The sequence below is a fragment of the Paenibacillus sp. JJ-223 genome (assembly GCF_927798175.1).
GTDB classification, from domain to species: Bacteria; Bacillota; Bacilli; order Paenibacillales; family Paenibacillaceae; genus Paenibacillus; species Paenibacillus hubeiensis.
On record NZ_CAKMMP010000004.1, the window covers coordinates 214,205 to 234,911 of the forward strand.

18 protein-coding genes are annotated in these 20,707 nt (G+C 50.8%); 6 read left to right on the forward strand and 12 right to left on the reverse strand.

Going from position 1 to position 20,707, the window contains the following annotated elements; genetic code table 11:
• Window positions 1-22: 22 nt before the first annotated feature.
• The 7 genes from L6H98_RS09475 to L6H98_RS09505 form a co-directional block, all read right to left on the reverse strand.
• A complete protein-coding gene (locus tag L6H98_RS09475) occupies window positions 23-937 on the reverse strand; it encodes a carbohydrate ABC transporter permease (RefSeq protein WP_236414632.1) in 915 nt (304 codons plus the stop codon).
• 24 nt (window positions 938-961) lie between these two features.
• On the reverse strand, window positions 962-1,891 hold the full coding sequence (locus L6H98_RS09480) for an ABC transporter permease subunit (RefSeq protein ID WP_236414633.1): 930 nt from the start codon (window positions 1,889-1,891) through the stop codon (window positions 962-964).
• Window positions 1,892-1,970: 79 nt separating this feature from the next.
• On the reverse strand, window positions 1,971-3,452 hold the full coding sequence (locus L6H98_RS09485; RefSeq protein ID WP_236414634.1) for an ABC transporter substrate-binding protein: 1,482 nt from the start codon (window positions 3,450-3,452) through the stop codon (window positions 1,971-1,973).
• 279 nt (window positions 3,453-3,731) lie between these two features.
• The gene (locus tag L6H98_RS09490) at window positions 3,732-5,261 is read right to left on the reverse strand and encodes a response regulator transcription factor (protein ID WP_236414635.1); all 1,530 of its coding nucleotides are present in this window, start codon (window positions 5,259-5,261) and stop codon (window positions 3,732-3,734) included.
• A 1-nt stretch (window position 5,262) separates the two neighbouring features.
• Window positions 5,263-7,050 (reverse strand): histidine kinase, encoded by a 1,788-nt coding sequence (locus L6H98_RS09495; RefSeq protein WP_236414858.1) that lies wholly within the window; start codon window positions 7,048-7,050, stop codon window positions 5,263-5,265.
• 998 nt (window positions 7,051-8,048) lie between these two features.
• Window positions 8,049-9,584, reverse strand: a complete 1,536-nt coding sequence (locus L6H98_RS09500; RefSeq protein ID WP_236414636.1) for a DnaD domain protein — start codon at window positions 9,582-9,584, stop codon at window positions 8,049-8,051.
• Window positions 9,585-9,965: 381 nt separating this feature from the next.
• Entirely contained in the window at window positions 9,966-10,259 is a 294-nt protein-coding gene (locus L6H98_RS09505) for a YuiB family protein (protein WP_236414637.1), read from the reverse strand.
• Window positions 10,260-10,488: 229 nt separating this feature from the next.
• Between L6H98_RS09505 and hemQ the strand changes: the two genes are divergently transcribed.
• Complete coding sequence (gene hemQ, locus L6H98_RS09510; RefSeq protein ID WP_236414638.1) at window positions 10,489-11,235, forward strand: hydrogen peroxide-dependent heme synthase; 747 nt, start codon at window positions 10,489-10,491, stop codon at window positions 11,233-11,235.
• 90 nt (window positions 11,236-11,325) lie between these two features.
• On the opposite strand, the gene L6H98_RS09515 is transcribed toward hemQ, so the two are convergent.
• Complete coding sequence (locus L6H98_RS09515) at window positions 11,326-11,577, reverse strand: hypothetical protein (protein ID WP_236414639.1); 252 nt, start codon at window positions 11,575-11,577, stop codon at window positions 11,326-11,328.
• Window positions 11,574-12,767: an NAD(P)/FAD-dependent oxidoreductase gene (locus tag L6H98_RS09520; RefSeq protein WP_236414640.1), complete on the reverse strand. Its 1,194-nt coding sequence runs from the start codon at window positions 12,765-12,767 to the stop codon at window positions 11,574-11,576. The genes L6H98_RS09515 and L6H98_RS09520 overlap by 4 nt, the downstream gene beginning before the upstream one ends.
• A 642-nt stretch (window positions 12,768-13,409) precedes the next feature.
• On the opposite strand from L6H98_RS09520, the gene L6H98_RS09525 reads away from it, so the two are divergent.
• Window positions 13,410-14,411: an NAD(P)/FAD-dependent oxidoreductase gene (locus L6H98_RS09525; RefSeq protein ID WP_290371431.1), complete on the forward strand. Its 1,002-nt coding sequence runs from the start codon at window positions 13,410-13,412 to the stop codon at window positions 14,409-14,411.
• 84 nt (window positions 14,412-14,495) lie between these two features.
• Window positions 14,496-14,750 carry a hypothetical protein gene (locus tag L6H98_RS09530; RefSeq protein ID WP_236414642.1) on the forward strand — a complete coding sequence of 85 codons (255 nt, stop codon included), beginning with the start codon at window positions 14,496-14,498 and terminating at the stop codon, window positions 14,748-14,750.
• A gap of 23 nt (window positions 14,751-14,773) precedes the next feature.
• Here L6H98_RS09530 and L6H98_RS09535 read toward each other — a convergent pair whose 3' ends face one another.
• Together L6H98_RS09535 and L6H98_RS09540 are read right to left on the reverse strand one after the other, a co-directional pair.
• A complete protein-coding gene (locus tag L6H98_RS09535; protein WP_236414644.1) occupies window positions 14,774-14,917 on the reverse strand; it encodes a sporulation histidine kinase inhibitor Sda in 144 nt (47 codons plus the stop codon).
• 349 nt (window positions 14,918-15,266) lie between these two features.
• Window positions 15,267-15,929, reverse strand: coding sequence for a YheC/YheD family protein (locus L6H98_RS09540; protein ID WP_236414863.1), 663 nt, complete (start codon window positions 15,927-15,929; stop codon window positions 15,267-15,269).
• 250 nt (window positions 15,930-16,179) lie between these two features.
• Here L6H98_RS09540 and L6H98_RS09545 point away from each other — a divergent pair, with 250 nt between their 5' ends.
• Both L6H98_RS09545 and L6H98_RS09550 read left to right on the forward strand, forming a co-directional pair.
• Window positions 16,180-16,431 (forward strand): hypothetical protein, encoded by a 252-nt coding sequence (locus tag L6H98_RS09545; protein WP_236414646.1) that lies wholly within the window; start codon window positions 16,180-16,182, stop codon window positions 16,429-16,431.
• 26 nt (window positions 16,432-16,457) lie between these two features.
• Entirely contained in the window at window positions 16,458-17,984 is a 1,527-nt protein-coding gene (locus L6H98_RS09550; protein ID WP_236414649.1) for a Ppx/GppA phosphatase family protein, read from the forward strand.
• On the opposite strand, the gene ppk1 is transcribed toward L6H98_RS09550, so the two are convergent.
• On the reverse strand, window positions 17,944-20,025 hold the full coding sequence (gene ppk1 / locus L6H98_RS09555; RefSeq protein ID WP_236414651.1) for a polyphosphate kinase 1: 2,082 nt from the start codon (window positions 20,023-20,025) through the stop codon (window positions 17,944-17,946). The two genes, L6H98_RS09550 and ppk1, sit on opposite strands and share 41 nt — an antisense overlap.
• A 266-nt stretch (window positions 20,026-20,291) precedes the next feature.
• On the opposite strand from ppk1, the gene L6H98_RS09560 reads away from it, so the two are divergent.
• Window positions 20,292-20,519 carry a hypothetical protein gene (locus L6H98_RS09560; RefSeq protein ID WP_236414653.1) on the forward strand — a complete coding sequence of 76 codons (228 nt, stop codon included), beginning with the start codon at window positions 20,292-20,294 and terminating at the stop codon, window positions 20,517-20,519.
• Window positions 20,520-20,707: the final 188 nt, after the last annotated feature.

Genomic DNA, 20,707 nt, shown 5'->3' on the forward strand with positions numbered 1-20,707 from the left:
TCTTATGCTTTCTCTCTCGACCCTATTCTTTGACGGCTCCGACCGTAAGTCCCTGCACGAAATAACGCTGGAAGAACGGATACGCGAAAATGATCGGCAGCGTCGCCAGCACAACCATGGCCATCCGCGACGTGTCTTGCGGAATCGACTGCATTGCCGCCAGGCTCATCGAGCTGTTGGCCGAATTTTGCTGGATGAACTGAATGCTGGATTCGATTCGCATCAGCATCGACTGCAGCGGCACCAGGTTGGGGTTATCGATATACAGCAGCGCGTTGAACCAGTCGTTCCAGTAACCGAGCGTGCTGAACAGCCCGATCGTGGCCAGTCCCGGCAGGGACAACGGAAGCACGATTTTCAGGAACACGTAAAATTCGCCCGCACCGTCGATTTTCCCGGATTCGATCAACGCGTCGGGAACGCTGGTGGAATAAAACGTACGCAAAATCATGATATAAAAGGCATTCATCGCCAGCGGCAAAATCAGCGCCCATATCGTATCCTTCAATCCGAGCAATTGGGACACGACCATGTACGTCGGGATCATGCCTCCGTTGAACAGCATGGTCAAAATGGCGAGCACGGAAAAAAATCGGCGGTATCGGAAGCTTTTGCGGGAAACGGCGTAGGCGTACAGCGACATCAGAATCAAGCTGATGATCGTGCCCAGCACCGTTACCAGAATGGTGACGCCGTACGCACGCAGCAGCGTATCCCCGCTCTGCCAGATAAATCGGTATGCGGCAAAGCTCCATTCGGACGGAATGACCCGGTACCCTTCGCTCGCCAGCACCTTCTCGTCGGTAAGCGAGATGATGACCACAAACACGAACGGAAACACGCAGATCAAAGCGAACAAGCCGGCCACAATATTCAAAATGACGTTCCAGCCGCGGGATACGTGGTGGAAGTCGCGTTTTTTAACGAGTTGTGCCAAGGTGAATCTCCCCTTTCCTTTGCGTCAGAACAGGCTGCTGTCCTTGTCGATTCTGCGGACGACGTAGTTGGAAATGATGACAAGCACGAAACCGACGACGGATTGATACAAGCCTGCCGCAGTGCTCATGCCGATCTCTCCGCTGACCTTCAGACCACGGTACACGTATGTGTCGATCACGTTGGTCACGGCGTATAACGTTCCCGAGTCGCGCGGCACCTGGTAGAACAGCCCGAAGTCCGCATAAAAAATGCGACCGACCGCAAGCAGGGTCATGATGATAATGATGGGAGACAGCATCGGGATCGTAATGTTCCGAATCTGCTGCCATTTGCTCGCGCCGTCGATCATCGCGGCTTCATAGAGTGAACGGTCGATACCCAGAATCGAGGCCAGGTAGACGATGCTGTTGTAACCCACCGTTTTCCATAGAGCGACGAGAATCAGGATGTATGGCCAATACTTCGTTTCCGAATACCACTGAACCGGTTCGGCTCCAAACCAGCCCAAAATCTGGTTCAGCATGCCGCGGTCCATGCTCAGAAAGCTGAACACGAAATAACCGACGATGACCCAGGACAGGAAATACGGCAGGAACATGGCCGTTTGATACGTTTTCGCCAGCCGTTTGTTCACAAGCTCGGATAACAGAACGGCAAGCCCGACCGCAAATACGAGGCCCAGAAAAATGATGGCAACGTTGTACAGCAGCGTGTTGCGCGTGATCAGCCAGGCATCGTTGGTGCTGAACAAAAATTTGAAATTGTCCCAGCCTACCCATTCGCTCTTGATCAGGCTTGCCCAAAAGCCTTCGCGGCTGAATCGGTACTCCTTGAACGCGGCGATGGTGCCTACGAGCGGCAAATACGAGAAAAATAGAAACCAGATGGCGCCTGGCAGCACCATGAACAGCAAAACCCGGTTTTTGAACAGGTTTTTCAAAAATGCAGTCATCAAAATCCTCCCCCTTCAGGCATGAATGGAAAAGGACCGGACGCAAGCATGCAGCCGCCCGATCCTTTCTCCGTTAATCCTATTGATTCGCCGCTCTCCACGCGTCCAGCTGCGTTTGCGCTTCGGCCATCACCTTCTCCAGCCCGGCCTGATTGAACTTCTCGATCACTTGGTCCAGGTTGGTTTCCGGGTCGAGCGTGCCGGTCATCAGTGCCGCCCAGTATTGTTCCTTCACGTTTTGCACGGCCGTCAGTTCGGCGGACACGTTGCTTGCATCGAAGTTGAAGCTCAGAATCGGAGAGTTGACCCCTTCTTCGTTGAATTTTTTGAATTGATCCCACTTGTCGTCCGGATCGTTGCTGTTCAGGTTGAGCAGCATGTTGTTGCCGAGCGAGTAGGAAGGCATGTCGTAATTTTTGGACTCAGGCAGATTTTCCATATGCAGGTCATCCACCATTTTGTAATGGACGCCTTCGATGCCGGAATCCACCATGTTGCGCAGAACAGGGTCCGTATTCAGCAGGTTGAGGAATTCCATCGCTTTCTCCGGATATTCGGAATTCGCGGAGATGGCCATGATCGAACCTTGAACGGATGTGTTCGTAATGATCGCGTCACTTGCCGGCGTCGAAACGACCGGGTAACCATAGCTTGCGGACCACAGGTTGTCGGCAAGCGGCTGCGTCTGCGCCCGATCCAGGAACCATTTGCCCGACGTTGTCAGGTCATTGGTTGAACCGGTGGTTGCCGCTTCCGGCGAAATGTAACCAGCCTTGTAGTATTTGCGCATCGTCGTGAGCGCTTCCTTCATTTCCGGCGTCTCCAGAATATTCACGATTTTGTAATCCGTCGTATCCAATTTGACGGCCATCGGCAGGTTTTGAATGACGTAGTCATACGGAACGTATGGCACGTAGTTTTTGTCCATGGCAAACGGTGTGATGCTCGGTTCCTTTTCCTTGATGACTTTCAGCAGCGGCTCCAAACTCTCCAGGCTGCGAACGCCGGAAATGTCCAGGTTATATTTATCCAGCAGCGTTTGGTTGAATCTCCATACTTCCTGCTGCGGAAGCTCTTTGTTCGCCGGAATGCCGTAGTTGTGCCCGTCCACCTTCGACCCTTCCAGGAAAGCAGGGTTGATCGTTGCTGTCAGGTTCTTGCCGTACTCGGTAAGCAGATCGTCCAGCTCCAAGAAGGCGCCTTTTCTGGCGTTTTGCACGTAATCGAATCCGCCCGAAGCGGTAAACAGAATGTCCATCGGTTCACCCGAGGCGACGTTAACCTGCATTTTTTGCGGGTAATCGCCCCAGTCCACCATTTTCATCTTTACCGTGGCATTGATTTTTTCTTTGGTATATTTGCTGACTTCCTCCATGACCTTGTCGACGTCTTTTTGCGGCGTGCCGATGGTGTACCAGATCAGCTCTACCGGCTTGTCATCCGCATTGTCCGAATCTCCCGGTTCTGCGGCGTTGTTGCTCCCCCCGCACGCTGTCAGAACAAGCGTAAAGGCCATGAATAATGCAAGGATGTGAGAAAAACGTCTTCTTTGTTTACTCATTTCTAATCCTCCCTTTTTGAGTCGTTGTATGATGCCCGCAAATGGTGCTGCATTGTTCGACCTGCTTTAACCTTAACGAATGAAAGCACTTTCAAATAGAAGATAAACTTAATATTTCGAGGTACAAATTAAATGGATGTATCCGATTGCCCCTAATCCGGCATGCCTTTTAGCCCAAATCCTTACAGCAAAAAGACATGCAGCGTCACATGAAGCTTCCTTTCCGGAAGGCCTTTGTTCATCTGCATGCCTGTGCCGACGTCACCTGCCCATCTGTAGCTACCCCATCACTTTGAAATCGGTTGGCGATATGCCCACGTATTTGCGGAACTGTTTATAAAAATATCCTGTCTCCCAATACCCTACGTTTCTGGCGATCTCATGCACTTTCCGGTTGGAGCTTCTCAGCTGCTCCTTGGCGCGTTCGATCCGGTATTTGTTGATGTATTCGGCAAACGTTTCGCCCGTCTCTTTCTGAAACAGCTGTCCCAAATATACCGGATGAAGATGATATTTGGCACCCAGAAGCTTCAACGACAGCTCCTCTGCATAATGTTCGTCGATATGCTGCAGCACTTGCGCAACGATCGGGTTTTTCATGTCCTGCTGCAGGCAGCGGATCGCCTCCGTTCCGACCTGCTGCAAGGCACTTACCAAGTCGTCGAATGTCTCACTCTCCGTAATGCGGCGGAGGGCCTGTTCGAAGAGGGGCAGTTCTTCCGCATGCCGGATGCTCTCCAGTTCCATTTTGAAACGAATGACCAGCTCCAAAGCGGTGCTGCGCAGAACGGCAGGCGTCGCCCTCTCCCTGTAATGTTCGAAATCGGCGCGTATCGTATCTGCCAGCTGCATCGTATTCCGGGCCAGCATCAGTTTGGCGTATTCCTTCCAATCGAGCGAAAAAGAAGAGCGTCCGCCTTCGGCGGACACGTGTGCGGCTGCCAATTGCGCGTGGTCAATCACCCGCAGTTCGGGATAGATCATGACATATTGGAGCGCCCTTTTCGCCTCCTGATAGCTGGTAGATGCCTGATCCAACCCGGCAACAAGACTTCCCGCTCCGATCAACAGCGAGGGATGTGTGCGAATCAGGCGTTCCGACAGCTCCGTCATACGATTCACAAAAGCCTGCTGCGCAGCCTGCGTCTCGTTCAGGTTTGCAATGACAACGACATCCCCATCCTGATCGCGAAACGTGTGAAGATGTTCTTCATTCGCCAGCTGCTCGACCGTTCGAGCGAACAAGCCGGATTCTTCTCCCTTCGCACGAAGAATGGCCACGGCAAAATGCGATGCCGGCAAAGAGAGATTCATCGTTCGGGTCCGTTCCTCGAACTCCCGTATGGCGATCTGCCCGTTCAGCCAGCGATGAAAAATGTTGTCCTTCAAAATTTGCATGCCGTATGCATCGTAAGGCGTATCCGCCGCCGAAACGTGATGAAGCTTGGAGACGGCATTCCGCAGCGTCGATTCGAGTTCTTCCACATTGATCGGCTTGAGCAAGTAATTTTCGATGCCAAGCTTCATGCCTTCTTTTAAATATTCGAATTCGTTGAATCCGCTAAGGATGATGACCTTCAACTCCGGCTGTAACCGTCTTGCCTCCCGGATCAGCTCAAGCCCGTCCATGACCGGCATCGAAATGTCCGTGACCAGAATATCCACCCGCTGCTCCGCAAGCACGTCCAGCGCGGCCTTTCCATGACTTGCATGCCCCACGATTTGAAGACCGAATGCGGGCCAATCCACCAGATCGTATAACCCCTCAATGATAAACGGCTCGTCATCCACAATGCACACGTTGTACATATCATGCACCTTTCCCTTCTGTATAAGGATATCGCACCTGAATGAATGTCCCTTCCCCAACGATGCTCTGCACCCGAATCCCGAATCTCGGACCGTACAGGAAACGCAGTCGGCTGTGAACGCTGCGCAGTCCGAACATCTGGCCCGACTCCTCCGGCCGCTCCAATTCCTCCGCAATTTCCGTCAACCGCTCGGGCGTGATGCCTTTGCCATTGTCCCTAATGTCCACCTGAATGACGTCATTGTCCCGTTTGACCACGATCGACAGCTTGTTGTCCGAGCATTCGGTCCGCATGCCGTGCACCACATAATTTTCGACGATGGGCTGCAGGGAAAGCTTGACCGCAGGAAGTGCATACAGTTCGGGATCCAATTGGATCGTATAGATGAAATTGTCTTTGTACCGGATGCGAAACAGCTCCAGATACAATCGGCAGGCTTCCATCTCGTCCCTGAGCGTATAGTTTTTTTTCTGCTGCACCAGGCTTTTGAACAGTACGGACAGGCTGTAAATCATTTCGCCGACGTCCCTCGCCCCCTGCGACACGGCTCTCATGCGGATGACCTCCAGCGTGTTATACAGGAAATGCGGATTGATTCGCGCCTGCAATGCCACCAGCTCCGTTTCCTTCTGCCTGATCTCGGCTTTATAAACGCGTTCAATATACAAGTTCAGCTCATCCAGCATGTCGTTGAAGCTATGCGAGATTTGACCCAGTTCGTCGTCGCGCGGATCGTCGATTCTCGCCTTCAGGTTACCGTATTTCACCATTTGCGTGAACCTGATGATTTTGCGCGCACGCTTCGCGAAGTTGATGATGAAAAAAGCCGGAACCAGCACCGCGAACAAGATACAGATCGTGCTGATCATCAGGATGGTGTTGCGAATGCCTTGGTAAGCCTCGGCCATCTCCGCCGCGGGAATGCTGCCAACGACGACATATCCCTGGTCGGCGGAAACGAACTTGTTGATATACCTGTTGCGTTCTTTCTTCATCGAGTCCAGATCGGTCTGCTCGAAGAGGGATTCAACGACATTCAGGTAGGGGTAGGATTTTCCGTAAAATTCGTTCTTCGAGTCAAACAATACGTTGCCCTTGGCCGACAACACGACGATTTCGCCCTTAAGGTTGTCTTCGTAGCTTGCCAGTGAGCTGGCAATGTCCGCCGAGTCGAGAAACACGAGAAATTGTCCCATATTTCTTAACGTTTGCGGGTCGTTCAGCGGTACGCGGATCGAATACAGCGCAGGATCAAGCTCGTTTACCGCTTTGCGGATCCACGGATTCGGCGCTCCGATGCTGGGCGACTCCATTGCCATCACGTCGGGAATGTACGAATGTGCCGAATTGGCGTCCAGCTTGCGGAACGGCCTGCCGTTGCCAAAGGTGGACATGTCCTGACGCTCCGCGCTGTAAAGGATCACCTGTTTCATATCCGGATTGCGATCCATCGTGTTCTGAAAATGCTTCAGCACGTCAGCCGAATAATCATCCTGGTTCGCGTAATACCCGTTCGTCAGATGCTGCACGTAATCGGCATAATCATGGTTCATCAGGTAAACGACATTGGACAGCAGCGCTTCATTCTGATGGATGTCCCTGACCATGTTTTGCACCGATTCGGCCTTGAGGCGAAGATAACGGTCCACGCTTTCCATCGCCGCTTTCTGGATATCCAATTCCCGGCGGATGATGGAATCCGATACGGAAAGGTAGATGATGTAGGACAGCGTGATCACCGTGACAATGGAGATGACCGAAAAAATCAGCAGCATTTTCATGAACATGTTGTTGTGGAAGAATTTTTTGTAAACGCTAACAATTTTCAAGTCGCAGACTTCCTCTCCTTGCCGTTTTGCTGTCTCGATTATAGCATTAGCACTTTGACATGAACGTGCCGCACCAACATTTTCTTTAGTTTGTACCTGCCAATCTTTAATTTGGCCCTATTTGAAAACGATTTCATATATTATGTTAGCCATACCTGTTATCCCCAGATTTTTTTTGGATTCCCCTTATTAAGGGGAAAATTTGGTGATAAGCCTATGCTTCCGATGCAGCTTTCTTTCAGAATGCTTTCCGGCGAACGCTTCGCTTCTCCAGATTGGTTCTGCCTCTTCGTTAACGTGTGTATGTTGTTTGCGGTTTATATATTTTCGATTTTACGATGTAATTGCGTGTTCATAGCATGACAAAGGCGAGCCCCTTCACTAGGGAAGCTCGCCTTTGATTTATATAAGCTGGTTGCATTCGCATAAGGTCACTTTGTGCAAGACGCGATCGATGCGACGAACGGTACTCGGCGGAACATTCATATACTGTGCTCGGCACGTTGCCTTTGGCAGCCCTCATTCCCCTTGCGGCGCTAACGAACCTCTCACACCCTATTCCGGGTTATAGTACCGCCTTGGGATCCTAACGAACCTCAGGCACGCTATTCGGGCAACCGACGCTACTTTGAGGCCAAATAATGCCAAATAGCGGCGCTCATGTTCGTTAGAAATTTCAGCGCACCTACAACCTGCAAATAAGACGTCTCATGTTCGTTAAACGTTATGCGGTTAAGCGTTAGCGTTGTGCGCTAAGCGTTTAGCGTTAAGTGTTGACGTTCTGCGTCAGCTGTTAGCGTTAGCTGTTAGCGTTAAGCGTTTTTGCGTTAGCCCTCCGCGTAAGCTTTCTGCGTTAAGCTTCAGCGCTTAGCATTCGCATCCAGGCACTGCCCTTTACATAAGCTTGGCACACTATGTCCCTCTTGCATAACGCCCTCGCCTAACCATTTCCCAATCTATGATGTCCCTTGCTGTTTGCTGGCCTGCATCTGCTGCGCGAACCGCATCATTTCCTCGAACTCTTCCTCGGATATGGCGTCGCTGTCCGCCACGGCATCCTGTACGATCGGAATTTCCGGTTTAGGTTTGGTGCCCTTGCCGTATGTACGCGTGCGTGTTCCGGCTGCACCGGCAGCCTGCTTGCCTTTGACCTTGGATTGGTCACGTATATACTGAACGGCCTTCTCGTACGTGTTGACTTGTTTGAGCAGCATGTTGGACGCGATCGCTTCGACGAAATTGCGGTTGATCCGCTGCTCGCTGCCGGAAACCATCAATGCCATCAAATAATGAATGAGCACGTTAATGACTTCGCCCGGCAATTTGTAGCTGAGATCGATTTTCTCGAAGATGTCGATCAGGTTGTCCGGCACAGCCCCGGGGAAAAAGGTCTGCAGCAGCCGGGTATACGGCTCGTTGCGCAGCATCATGTTGTACTGATGAATGTCGCATTTGCTCGCAAACTGCGGAGGCACCTCGACGTAATACTCCATCTGCACCACATGCTCCACGGGCGGTTCCGCATCCGCCTGCTGCGCCGATTCATCCATAGTCTGCCTTAGCGCAACCACTTTCGCCGCCTGCACGGTCTGTTGGTCCCGGCGCCGTTTCGTTTGCCGCGACAACAGACTTGCATTGCGCTGCAGCTCGTCCAGCAGCAGTTCGCCCTGCGGCGTAAAGATATCGTCTTCGTCCAGCAAACGGCATACGTCCTGCACGCTGAGATTGAATTTGTTCACCACGTAGTTGACGCTGCCCAGCTGCTCATGGTCAAAACGAAGCTTTTCCACATGGCGGCGATTCGCCGACTCGCGCGGAAAACGCAAAATGATGTCGGCATAATTCAATGTCGGTTCTTCCATGCCAATCTTCGCGACCCCGCGCTGAGCCGACGTCGACACCTCGGACAGCGCCTGCTCCAGCTCATAATCGATCACATGGGTGTTCAGCTCGAAAATCTCGTAAAATGGAACCGAAATGTTTTCCTTGTTCGCCGCTGCCGGATATGGCGCCTCGCCGCTCTCCAGGGCAGAAAAACCGGCACGAAGGGACAGAACGGCGAATTTGCCGATTTTGTCGCGAAGCAGCAGCGTCAGATGCTGGGTCCTGAAAAATTCAGCCGGAGACAGCGGTGCCTGCAGCTCGTATTCGTAGATGTAATCGTCGTTTTCCGGAATATACAAGCGCGAAGTCTGAAGGAGCCCTACTGCTTCCAGTTTGGACGCTTGCTCCGCCAAATATTTACGCCCTTTTTCGCTAGGCTCAAGCCCTAACGTCATAAACAGCCTGCGCTGCTGCTCCAGTGGTGAATATCCGACCTGTTCTCCGGGGAGATGCTGGAATAGCAGCCGATAAAGACCAATCGCAAATGCACCCACCATAGGCTGGTAAGCCCCTGTCAGCATACGGTCGTCCAGGGCGCTAAGCCCAAACTCCCTGTATACGCAATAGCGGTGATGTTCGGTAAAATGCAGCAAATTGTTCATGCGCATGGCCAGTATCTCCTTCTCCCCAAAAGTTTGTTTATCTATTCTATCACAAATGCCCGATCCTCAAATGCCCAAAAACAGGCGAAAAAAAGGTCCGTTCTCGCTCCGTTTCGTCCTAGGTCGACAGCATTCACGTTTTCGCAAAGTTGCTAGAATACTATAAAAGCTGCGGCACCGAAATACAAGTGAAACTATTGAGAAATAGAGGATCTTTATGGAAAATACGCTTGTTTCCCTATGCTATGCAGCCTAATTGCAGCAACATTCCTTTTTTGGACATAAAAAAAGAAACCCTGTTCTCGCCCCATTCCGCAAAAAGCGGAAAAGAAGGCACAAGGCTCCCCTTATTTAACGGCTGTTGCTTCAATCCAACTGCTGTCTGTTTCAAAACATTTTGTAACCGCCAAGCCTGAGTTTCCGAATAGCCCAGCCGCTGATGACGGCTCCGGCCAGGCCGGCCACACCCGTGAGATAGTCAACGATCTGGAATGAAGCCAGATGAGACATGAGGGTGCTCGCATGATCCCATAGCGAATAAACCACGACAGGCAAAATCACGATCACGAATAGATAGGAAGGAAACCATGTCGTTTTCATTAACATATTCAAAATGAAACCGATACCAAACATCATTACAAAAAACAAAACCATCAGCACCAGCACAGGGATAAACTGCATCGGGCGACGTTCACCTCTTCCTTCCGCTCTCGGGCATCTCTTCCGGTTCGTAGTTAGTTTACCGTAAAAAATGTGGCGAAGCAACGAACTTTCTGGATAAAATCCCCTTTTGTTTGCCGCGAATCATTTGCCCTTCCGCTTCCGATTGGGATACAATGAAAACGGTATTGTCACTAACCCGTCCCGTTCGCGGGATTCGGAAAATATAAACCTCAGGAGGAACAAGTCAATGAACGAAGCAGCATCAACGCTGGAGGGCTGGTATGCCCTGCACGATTTTCGGTCGATTAACTGGGCAGCCTGGAAAGCAGCCGACGATGAGGAACGCGCCGTAGCGCTGGACGAGCTGCAGGAATTTTGGAAAGAGTGGAAGGACGTTGAGGAATCCTCCAAAGGAAGCACTGCGGTATACACCATCGTCGGCCAAAAAGCCGATTTCGTCATGATGCATCTGCGCGAGACGCTGGAAGATCTGAAAGCCGTCGAGAACGCGTTCAACAAAACGATGTTTGCCCAATATACAACCAAAGCCTACTCCTATGTAAGCGTGGTCGAGCTCAGCAACTACCTGGGCAAAGACGGTGGAGACCCGATGCAAAATCCGGAAATCGTCGCTCGCCTCAAACCGGTATTGCCTCAAAAACAATACATTTGCTTCTATCCAATGAACAAAAAACGGGACCTGGCCGACAACTGGTACATGCTGTCCATGGACGAGCGCCGTTCATTGATGCGCAGCCACGGCCTGATCGGCCGCAGTTATGCCGGCAAAGTAAAACAGATCATCACGGGTTCCGTCGGTTTCGACGACTGGGAATGGGGCGTTACGCTCTTCGCGGACGATGCGCTCCAATTCAAGAAGCTCGTGTACGAAATGCGTTTCGACGAAGTCAGCGCCCGCTACGGCGAGTTTGGTTCCTTTTATGTGGGAAGCTTGCTGAACGAAAGCTCGATGGAAGACATGCTGAAGCTGTAGCAGCGCCGTCCAATCCAAGGCACAAAGCAAGACCAAAAAGCACCGAGCAACATCCATCCCCGGATGCCTGATCGGTGCTTTCTTTCTATGCTATTCATCTTCGGCGTCTACCGCTTTCAACGATTCCAAAAATTCGGCTGTAGCACGGTCCCTGTCCCGGCTCTTCTCCTTCAATCGCTCGATGGCAGGCAAAATAAGAATGTCGACCTCTTTTTGCACGATGTAGGCGAGGTCGTACTGATTTTGGTCCTCCAGATAGCCGCCGACCTTCATCAGATCGTTGTACCGGTCAAGCTCATCACGCGTCAGCAATCCCCGAACCTGAACACTGCAGTGTCTCATCCAAAAAACCGTCCTTTCTTCAGCACGAGAGGAATGCCTCCAATAATGAACAGATAACGAAGATCCACCAGCTTTTTCAACTGAGCCGCCTTCCAGCCCTTGTATTTCTTGCCGTTGACCACGGCGATGGCTTCTCCTTTTCCAAGCGAAGCTACCGTACCTTTGCTGGCAAATGCAAAAGACTGCGGCGCTTTGCCGCGAATGTCGGCCACGATGTTTTTGGCACAGTTGACGCCTTGCTGCATTGCGATCTGGGCCGTAGGCGGATACGGTCTGCCTTCAGGGTTAAATACGATCGAATTGTCGCCGATGACATAAACGTGCTCATGTCCGGGCGCACGCAAAAATTCGTCCACCTTCACGCGGCCCCGCATCACTTCCAGTCCGGCCTGCTCCAACAATCCATTGCCACGAATGCCGCCGGTCCATACCACGGTTGCAGCTTCGATTTTTTCCCCTTCGCCCACAATGACGCCATCCGGCAAACATTGTTTGATCGGAACGCCGATTTTGAAAGTGACGCCTTTTTTCTTCAGCACGCCCATGGCATGTTCAACCAGTTCGGGATCAAAGCCCGGCAGCGCCGACGGGGCAGCCTCCACATTATAGATGCGCACTTTTTTGGGATTCACGTCGAACTCCTTGCATAATTTCGGAATGCGATCGGCAAGCTCTGCTACAAATTCGATGCCGCTGAATCCTGCCCCGCCGACGACAAATTGGATCCGGCTAGCTTTATTGTCGCTTTTATATAATGCAAACTGATATTCGATATGCTCCCGAATCAATCTGACCGAATTGATGCTGCGAATGGTCATCGCATGTTCCTGCATGCCCGGAATGCCAAACGTCTCGGGTTCCCCGCCAAGCGCGATAATCAAATAATCATAGGAAAGTGTGCCGTCTTCCAGAATGACCTTGCGATCTTGAAGTCTGATTTCCTTGACGGAAGATTTGACCAAGTCGATTTTGAACTCGTCAATCAGCTTCGAAATCGACACCCGCGAATTTTCGATCGTATCCGTGCCTGCTGCCGGCATATGTAGGTGAGTCGTAATATAATGATAATCATGCCGATTCACCAAAGTGACGTCGGCTTCATTATAGTTCAGTTCTTTCTGCAGCCTCTGGGCCGTCAATACTCCGCCATACCCTGCCCCGAGGATGACGATCTTGGGAATGCTGCTCATGTCTTTACCCCTTCCGGTTTCGCTTGCATCCACCATATGTCTGAATGGCTGCAACTTGCATTTACTTACAACTATTGAACAGGTCTTATCCATTATGACAACAAATGTAAAGTCGAAAAAGTTTGATGGTTTTTAGGAAATCGTTTTACGTTTTACGTTCTACATTCATCCAAACTCCGCTTGCGGAATGCATCCGTGTTAAACGTTCGGTGGAATCGCATGCATAATATGAAAGAATCGTTTCGAATCTATATTTGTCCCGTTGGAGGGCCGCACGCTCATTGCAACGCAATTCAACTGTGAAATTGGACACATGTATGCCTAAAGTATGGATGCTGTCCTCCTCCGCCAAAAAGGAAAGGATTCTGACAAAAAAACACATAGTACAGGACAAGAATAGCTGTAATCCTAGTAAATATCAAGGCTTTTTTGCCACTTTTCATAACCTTTCATTTCCAATTTCATCCTTTTCTCACCGGATCTTCATCAATTATTCCCATATTCAGCGAATACGCAACTTTGCAACCCCGTTTTCAACGTTTATAATTGAGAAGGATATTCAGTTACGCGTACGGATACGGTTCGATCCGTCCATTTTTTTTCGGTAACTACCTATATAAACTAGAAAGGTGTTGTTGATTGTTGACTGCACAAACGAACGGTCATGAGATGACCGATTTGCTTATTATCGGCGGTGGACCTGCGGGATTGTTCGCTGCGTTCTATGGCGGAATGCGCCAAGCGTCCGTTACGCTGGTAGAGAGCATGCCGCAATTGGGCGGACAGCTGGCCGCACTCTATCCGGAGAAATACATCTATGATGTTGCCGGATTCCCGAAAGTGACTGCACAGGAACTGGTAAATAATCTGATCGAGCAGATGAGCCACTTCAACCCGAATATTCGTCTGGAGGAAAAAGTCGTTTCGGTCGAGAAAAAGGACGAGCGCCACTTCATCGTCAAAACCGATGCAAACGAATACCATGCCCAAGCCGTCATTATTACTGCGGGCGTCGGCGCATTCGAACCTCGCCGTCTGGAACTCGAAGGCGCGGACAAGTTCGAAAAAACGAACCTTCATTATTTCATTAGCGATCTGAACGCGTTTGCCGGCAAAAAAGTGCTGATCAGCGGCGGCGGCGACTCTGCGGTAGACTGGGCGCTGATGCTTGAGCCGATTGCCGAGCAAGTGACGCTCGTTCATCGGCGGGATAAATTCCGTGCGCATGAGCATAGTGTCGAAAACCTGATGAATTCGAAAGTCAATGTCGTGACGCCGACCGAAATTTCGGAAATTCACGGTGACGACCGCATTACCAAAGTCACGCTGTCCCATGTCAAAACCAAAGAAACACAAGAGATTGAAGTCGATGAGGTCATTGTCAACTTTGGATTCGTTTCCTCGCTTGGACCGATCTCCGAATGGGGAATCGCCATCGAAAACAATTCCATCGTCGTGGATTCCCGGATGGAAACGTCTATTCCTGGCATTTTCGCTGCCGGCGACATTACGACCTACCCGGGCAAGCTGAAGCTGATCGCCGTAGGTTTCGGAGAAGCGCCTACCGCCGTCAACAATGCCAAAGTATACTTTGATCCGGATGCGAAATTGTCTCCGGGACACAGCAGCAACATGAAGCGTTAATCGGCTGCCAAGCCCCTTCATAAAAGACACAAAAAAGGGTATCTTACTCCTGAACAACGATCTTATCCTTCAGGAGGGATACCCTTGTCTTATATATGCCCGCTTTGTAATGGCCTTATTGTTCCGGCGCAGGCTTGTCCCCACTGCCTTCAGGGGCTGTCGGAATGCGGCAAATTGGACGATTACACCGGTCCTTACAGCCCCTATACTTCCGGCATCACTTCTACCGGCGATGCGGAGGAGGCAGGAAGCGGTTGCATACATGTGCTGTACTGCGACCATTGCCAGACCCGTACGTTATGGTCCGAACCTCTATGGGACATATCCGGAAACCTGTAGCCTTGCCTGCAGTGAGGAGTTCTTTAGTGAAGAATGGCAGAAGCATTGGTATCCAGTTTGCGCTTATGGATTTCAGCCAAGAGCAGGGCGATGAAATCTCTCTCGAGATTGAGCTCAATCGCTTGATGGTAAGAATCCAATAACATCTCATCGGATAACATAGCCATTTCCACCCACAACCTTTCCTTTTTTTTCCTCGAAACTATCATATCAGAGATCCATAAAGAGAACAAGCGTTCTGTTATCCACAACAATTTGTGGAAATCCTGTGCATAGTTTGTTGATAAATGGCAAGAATGTTGACTATCCAACGTGGATAATGTGGACAGAATTTATGCACAGGATTTGTGGATATAACGATAGGCGATATATTAAAATTTTTTTTGCATGATTCATAGTTTTACAGGCCGATACGTCTTATTACCCTATGCACCGCGGATTAAACCTGACCTGATCCTGACCTGCTTTCTTTTATTATCGGCTGGCATTCGGATTTGTTTAAGCTTTTCATGCGTTTTATTGGGGTCTGGTGTTCACTTCCAAAATCCATATTTTCCCTGAATAATCCAGGCCGTAGTCAAATCCAAGCTCTCCTATTCCTGGAAAGCGGCTCTCCATGATTTGGGTACAGGTCAGTGTAAGCGAGCGCATTTCCCGCCGTTTTCGTACAGTGGACACATGCGGCAAGGAGTGCTTCAAAGCCGTTCTTCCATTTAGCATAGTTCCACCCCTGCTCAGATTGGTCACGCACAGGCCGCGCCGGGCCCATCGGCCCACCATGGAACGAAACGTCCATCCACGCTCGGTTTTGACGACCTTCACCCTGTAGTCCACGGCTCTTCCATGAATGGTAGCGAGGTGAATACCCTGTTGAATCAAATATTTTCGTTTAGCCTTTACCCGCAAAAGCGAACGGTACATCCTTTTGTAGCTTGAATAAGAACGTGTCGTTCTCTTATATTTATAACGGTATACGCCCCCGTGTGCGGACACCCGAATGACGCCGTAGCCCCCTGCCCCCACGATCGGTTTCACATATACCATTCCATACGTTCGGAGCATCTGTCGCAAATTCGGGGCATTGAACGCTACGGTCCGGGGGATGTGCGCAGCAGCAGCCGGATACTTCAACAGCGTTTCTGTTTTCAACCATTTGCTTGCAAGTTGTCTCGACATGATTGATCTCCTTTCGTGAACAATGGTCCTTCCTTATACATACTCAGCAGAAACCTCCCATTCTTGGATGTTTGTCCAAGGCCAGGACCCATTTCCTTGGGGGCCGTTCCCTTATGGGCTTGTTTGTCCGAAGGTCAAGTGCAGTTTGTTCGCCGCCTGCGTCACGTTGCTTTTCAAACGCTTTAATCTGTAATATGCTACTTAAGAATATATGGGTAATAGGATCAATAAGAGGACCGAAGGAGCGTTCATTATGGAATCGTTTTTCAAGTCATTGTACGGCATCGCCTATGTCGCCATGTTTATTGTGCTCTTGGCTGTCACTGTGCTGCTTTTTGTTACGGGAGTACGGCTGTTCATCCAAAAGCGGAACCGCGGATTCGCCGTAAGCTGTATTTTGTTCGCTTGTTTTATCACGTTCATCGTTGTTGTCATGCTGACAACCCCCTTCTCCCCGCTTCCGGATTCGTCCGGAGCGATGGCCGCACTGTTGCAGTTTGGATAGATCACCCTGCGTAGAAGGAGATAAGTATGAATCAAAAAGGAACTCTCGGCATTATCGACATCGGCTCCAACTCCATTCGCCTCGTCATCTATGAGATGGATGCAGAAGGCGCTTATCGAATCATTCATGAGGATAAGTATGCGGCAAGATTAAGCAGCGTGGTTGAAAAAGATGGACGGATTTTGCGTTCTTCATTGGACACCGCCATGACTGTACTGCAGCAATTCAAGGCAACGTGTGACGCATTTCGCACGAGCAGAATTCACGCAGCCGCTACGGCAGCCATTCGGAATGCAGCTAACGCCGATCAGATCATCGGGTGGCTGGAAGAGGAAACCGGGCTTGAAATCGAATGCGTATCCGGAGACCGTGAAGCTTATTACGGTTTTCTCGGAGTGATCCAGTCGATTGGCCTGAACGACGGGTACGTCGTCGATATCGGGGGAGGCAGCACGGAAATTACCGTTTTCCGCAATCGGGAACGGCTGCATAGCATCTCTTTGCCCATCGGTGCCGTGAACTCGCATGCCCGCTATGGGAATGAAGACCGCTGGACGGAAAGCCATATCGAAAGCCTGCGCAGCGAAATCGTTCAGGCCCTCAGCGGGCAGGAATGGATAAGCCAATACGCCGGACTTCCCCTGATCGGCTTGGGAGGTACCATGCGTACACTTGCCAAAATGGAGCAGAAGCGGACGCAATATTCGTTGCCGGTCACGCATCATTACGAGATTAGCGCTGCGGCGATGGATGCCATGTACGAGTCCATGCCGCAGCTGACCTCGGCCCAGCGTAAAAAGATCCCGGGATTGGCCAAAGACCGGGCCGATATCATCGTGCCTGGCATTATCATTTTGCGCACGGTATTCGAACTGATTCAAGGAGACCGTTACGTCGTCAGCGGAGCGGGCTTGCGCGACGGAATTTTACGCGATTTGCTGGCTCCATTCTATCCCTTGGCGCCGACGGCACTGGAAGATAGTGTCCGCAATTTCCTTCATTTCGGTCCAGTTATGCCAACCGATCGGCTGAAACGCGTATACGAGGACTCTCTTACCCTGTACCGTGCTTTATACGGCAAGGAGCCGTCGCCCGAAGATGACCGCATTTTGTACGTGGCCTCGATGCTGCATGGCGCCGGCAAACAGATCAATTACTTCCGATACAGCCAGCACTCTGCATATTGGATCATGAATGCCGGCATTTACGGACTTTCACACCGGGAAACCGTGTTATCCGCATTGGTCGCCGACTATCATCCGAAGAAAAGAACGAATCAACTGCTGCAAAAACACAAGGACATCTTGCTTGCATCGGACGATCACCATGCGCACCATCTTGGCTCCATCGTGCAAGCAGCCCAAGTCATTCATCGTGCCGGGCGTATATCGTCCATGACGGCAACGCAAAAAAACGGCTCGCTGCAGATGAATTTCACCTGTACAGCCGAGCCGTTACTCGAATTGAAAGGTTTGGAAGATGCCATGAAGGATCTGGAAGACGCATGGAAAATCACGTCAGCATATTCGATTCTTCCGGCTTCCAAGGAATGATGCCCATCGCCTCCGTCTGACTTCTCAGCGGGGGTTCTTCGTTTTGCACAAACACGTAATTGCCGCTAGGCAAGAGCTTTCTCGCCTTCACGTTGTCTCTGAGCGACAAATTCAAAATTTCCACAAGCATCCGCTTCAAATCAGGATCGAATACGGGACACATCAGCTCGATCCGGCGCTGCAGGTTGCGCGTCATCCAGTCGGCGCTGGATATATACACATCCGGATTCCGGTTATTTTCAAAGTAGAACAATCTGGAGTGTTCCAGGAACCGATCCACAATGCTGATGACGCGAATGTTTTCGCTCAATCCCTCGACGCCGGGACGCAGACAGCATACGCCTCGGACGATCAGATCAATCTGCACGCCGGCCTGGGAGGCCAAATAGAGCTCGTCGATCATATCCTGGTGCGACAGCGAGTTGATCTTGGCGATGATCCGTGCCGGACGCCCTTTTAGAGCATGCTCCTTCTCCCTGCGGATCAAAGCAAACAATTCATCTTTCATGCCGTCAGGTGCCACGCGGAAAGCTTTCATCGATTTGGGCCCGGAATATCCGGTAATCTCGTTGAACAACTCGGAGGCATCTTCCCCGATGACCGGGTTGGAGGTGAACAGCCCTACGTCCGTATATACTTTCGCCGTACTCTCGTTGTAATTCCCCGTCCCCACGTGCACGTAACGACGCAAGCCGTTTTGCTCCCTGCGCACGACCAGAATGATCTTGGCATGGGTTTTCAAACCGACAAGCCCGTACACGACGTGGCAGCCTGCCTTCTCCAACTTGCGGGCCCAGGCAATGTTCCGCTCCTCATCGAAGCGTGCCTTCAGTTCAACCACGACCGTCACCTGTTTGCCGCTCTCTGCAGCATGGGCCAAGGCCGGAATCAGGCGAGAATCGCCGTTTACCCGGTACAGCGTCATCTTGATCGCCATCACTCTTGGATCTTCCGATGCTTCAACGACGAAGTCGGTGACCGGTTCGAACGACTCGTACGGGTGATATACCAGCACATCCCGTTTGCGCAGCAACTCGAAATGACTCTCCCGCGGCAAAAATTCCGGCGGATAGATCGGCTGCACGGGACTATACTTCAGATGGCTAAAGCCCTCAATGCTGTCCACGAACCCCGAGAGGAAGCTGAGATCGAGCGGTCCATCGATTTCAAATACCGGGTCCTCGATCTCAAACTCCTCCTGCAGCTCGGCCAATGCGTCCGGCCGGAAATCCGTGCAGATTTCGAGTCGGACGGGTGCCCCCCGGCGTCTGCGCCGCAATTCTTTCTCAATCGCTTCGAGCAGATCCTCAGCTTCTTCTTCATTAATGGAAAGATCCGCGTTGCGGGTGACCCGGAACTCTTGCACTGCCAGCGGAATGAACCCGCTGAACAGCGTCGTCATATGATGCTTGATCAGATCTTCGATCAGAATGAACGTTTTCTTTTTGCTGTTTGCACGCAGCGGCACTTGAATGACCCTCGGCAGATTGGAAGGAACCTGAATAATCGCGAATAAGGGCTCGCCCTCACTCTCCTCTTCCTTCTGAAGAAGCACCGACAAATACACCGATTTATGATGCACCAGCGGGAATGGACGGCTTTGGTCCACTGCCATTGGGGTTAACACTGGAAAAATGATGTCATGATAATATTGATCCATGGCGCGCTGCTGCGTCACATTCAAGTCATCATATTCCTGAAGAACGACGCCTTTTTTGGCAAGCAGACGAATCAATTCACGATAGGTTTTGTATTGTTCGGATACCATTCCACCAATGCGCTTGATCAATCGCCGATACAGACCGGAAGGCGTATACCCCGTAAAATCCTTTTGCGTAAACCCGGCCTTGATCTTTTCCTTCGTTTCCGCTACCCTGACACTCATGAACTCGTCCAGGTTGCTGGCGACGATCCCCAAAAACCTCAATCGTTCCAGTAAAGGCGTTTCAGGATCCTGTGCCTCCTGCAGCACGCGCCGATTAAACTCGACCCAGCTTAAATCGCGGTTTACATAATTGCCTGTTTTGATATCTCTTTGCATGTCTGGCCTCCGAATGTGTTGCATATCCATCAATGTTACATGTACTTGTTATAATTGTACTATTCGTGATTGGCAGCAAGCGTCATCGCAGTGTAAAATCAGTGTAAAATTTACGTAAATCATACCGCATCTCGGTGACTTTTTCCATCCCTTTACAAAGGGAGGCAGACAAGGTAAAGTGATGTACAGAATCGCTTGAGCCGGCATTTTTTTGTTCGGAAATCCTCCGAATTCATATCGTATCTATATATAAGAAGGAGTTTAACATGAAATCCAACAAACCCAGAACATTGCATAAAAATATAGAATTTTTCGCAGCCGCGCTTTCCCAGTGTACGGTAACGGCATGGCAGGAAGATCCCGCAGGCGTATATTGCGAGGTGGGCCGCGGCATCGTGGAACGCATCAGCGACGAAAGCGTACGAATTCGCAACGACAACGGCACGAAGAGTCATTTTGCACGAGACATGACGATGTTCCAGACCGAGAAATAAAATTTTGCGCGATTGTAAAAAAAAAGCAAAAAAGTGCTGGCATTTTAAGCGCCCGTGATGTATACTCGTCTCACAAGGAAAGGAGGTGCGTCAACATTAGTTATTCCATGTTGAACGTGTCCCTTACCCGATTCAGCCGTTCAAATTAAGTTGAATGGTTGAAGGCGCGGGATACGGATCAAGGCTTC

What these genes read in the sequence shown, in the direction of transcription:
- L6H98_RS09545 (WP_236414646.1), top strand. Translation starts at nt 16,180, where the DNA reads ATGGAATCGTTTTTCAAGTCATTGTACGGCATCGCCTATGTCGCCATG.
- L6H98_RS09505 (WP_236414637.1), bottom strand. Translation starts at nt 10,259, where the DNA reads ATGCAGTTTATCCCTGTGCTGGTGCTGATGGTTTTGTTTTTTGTAATG.
- L6H98_RS09485 (WP_236414634.1), bottom strand. Translation starts at nt 3,452, where the DNA reads ATGAGTAAACAAAGAAGACGTTTTTCTCACATCCTTGCATTATTCATG.
- L6H98_RS09495 (WP_236414858.1), bottom strand. Translation starts at nt 7,050, where the DNA reads ATGTTCATGAAAATGCTGCTGATTTTTTCGGTCATCTCCATTGTCACG.
- hemQ (WP_236414638.1), top strand. Translation starts at nt 10,489, where the DNA reads ATGAACGAAGCAGCATCAACGCTGGAGGGCTGGTATGCCCTGCACGAT.
- L6H98_RS09490 (WP_236414635.1), bottom strand. Translation starts at nt 5,261, where the DNA reads ATGTACAACGTGTGCATTGTGGATGACGAGCCGTTTATCATTGAGGGG.
- L6H98_RS09560 (WP_236414653.1), top strand. Translation starts at nt 20,292, where the DNA reads ATGAAATCCAACAAACCCAGAACATTGCATAAAAATATAGAATTTTTC.
- ppk1 (WP_236414651.1), bottom strand. Translation starts at nt 20,025, where the DNA reads ATGCAAAGAGATATCAAAACAGGCAATTATGTAAACCGCGATTTAAGC.
- L6H98_RS09535 (WP_236414644.1), bottom strand. Translation starts at nt 14,917, where the DNA reads ATGGCTATGTTATCCGATGAGATGTTATTGGATTCTTACCATCAAGCG.
- L6H98_RS09550 (WP_236414649.1), top strand. Translation starts at nt 16,458, where the DNA reads ATGAATCAAAAAGGAACTCTCGGCATTATCGACATCGGCTCCAACTCC.
- L6H98_RS09515 (WP_236414639.1), bottom strand. Translation starts at nt 11,577, where the DNA reads ATGAGACACTGCAGTGTTCAGGTTCGGGGATTGCTGACGCGTGATGAG.
- L6H98_RS09480 (WP_236414633.1), bottom strand. Translation starts at nt 1,891, where the DNA reads ATGACTGCATTTTTGAAAAACCTGTTCAAAAACCGGGTTTTGCTGTTC.
- L6H98_RS09520 (WP_236414640.1), bottom strand. Translation starts at nt 12,767, where the DNA reads ATGAGCAGCATTCCCAAGATCGTCATCCTCGGGGCAGGGTATGGCGGA.
- L6H98_RS09500 (WP_236414636.1), bottom strand. Translation starts at nt 9,584, where the DNA reads ATGCGCATGAACAATTTGCTGCATTTTACCGAACATCACCGCTATTGC.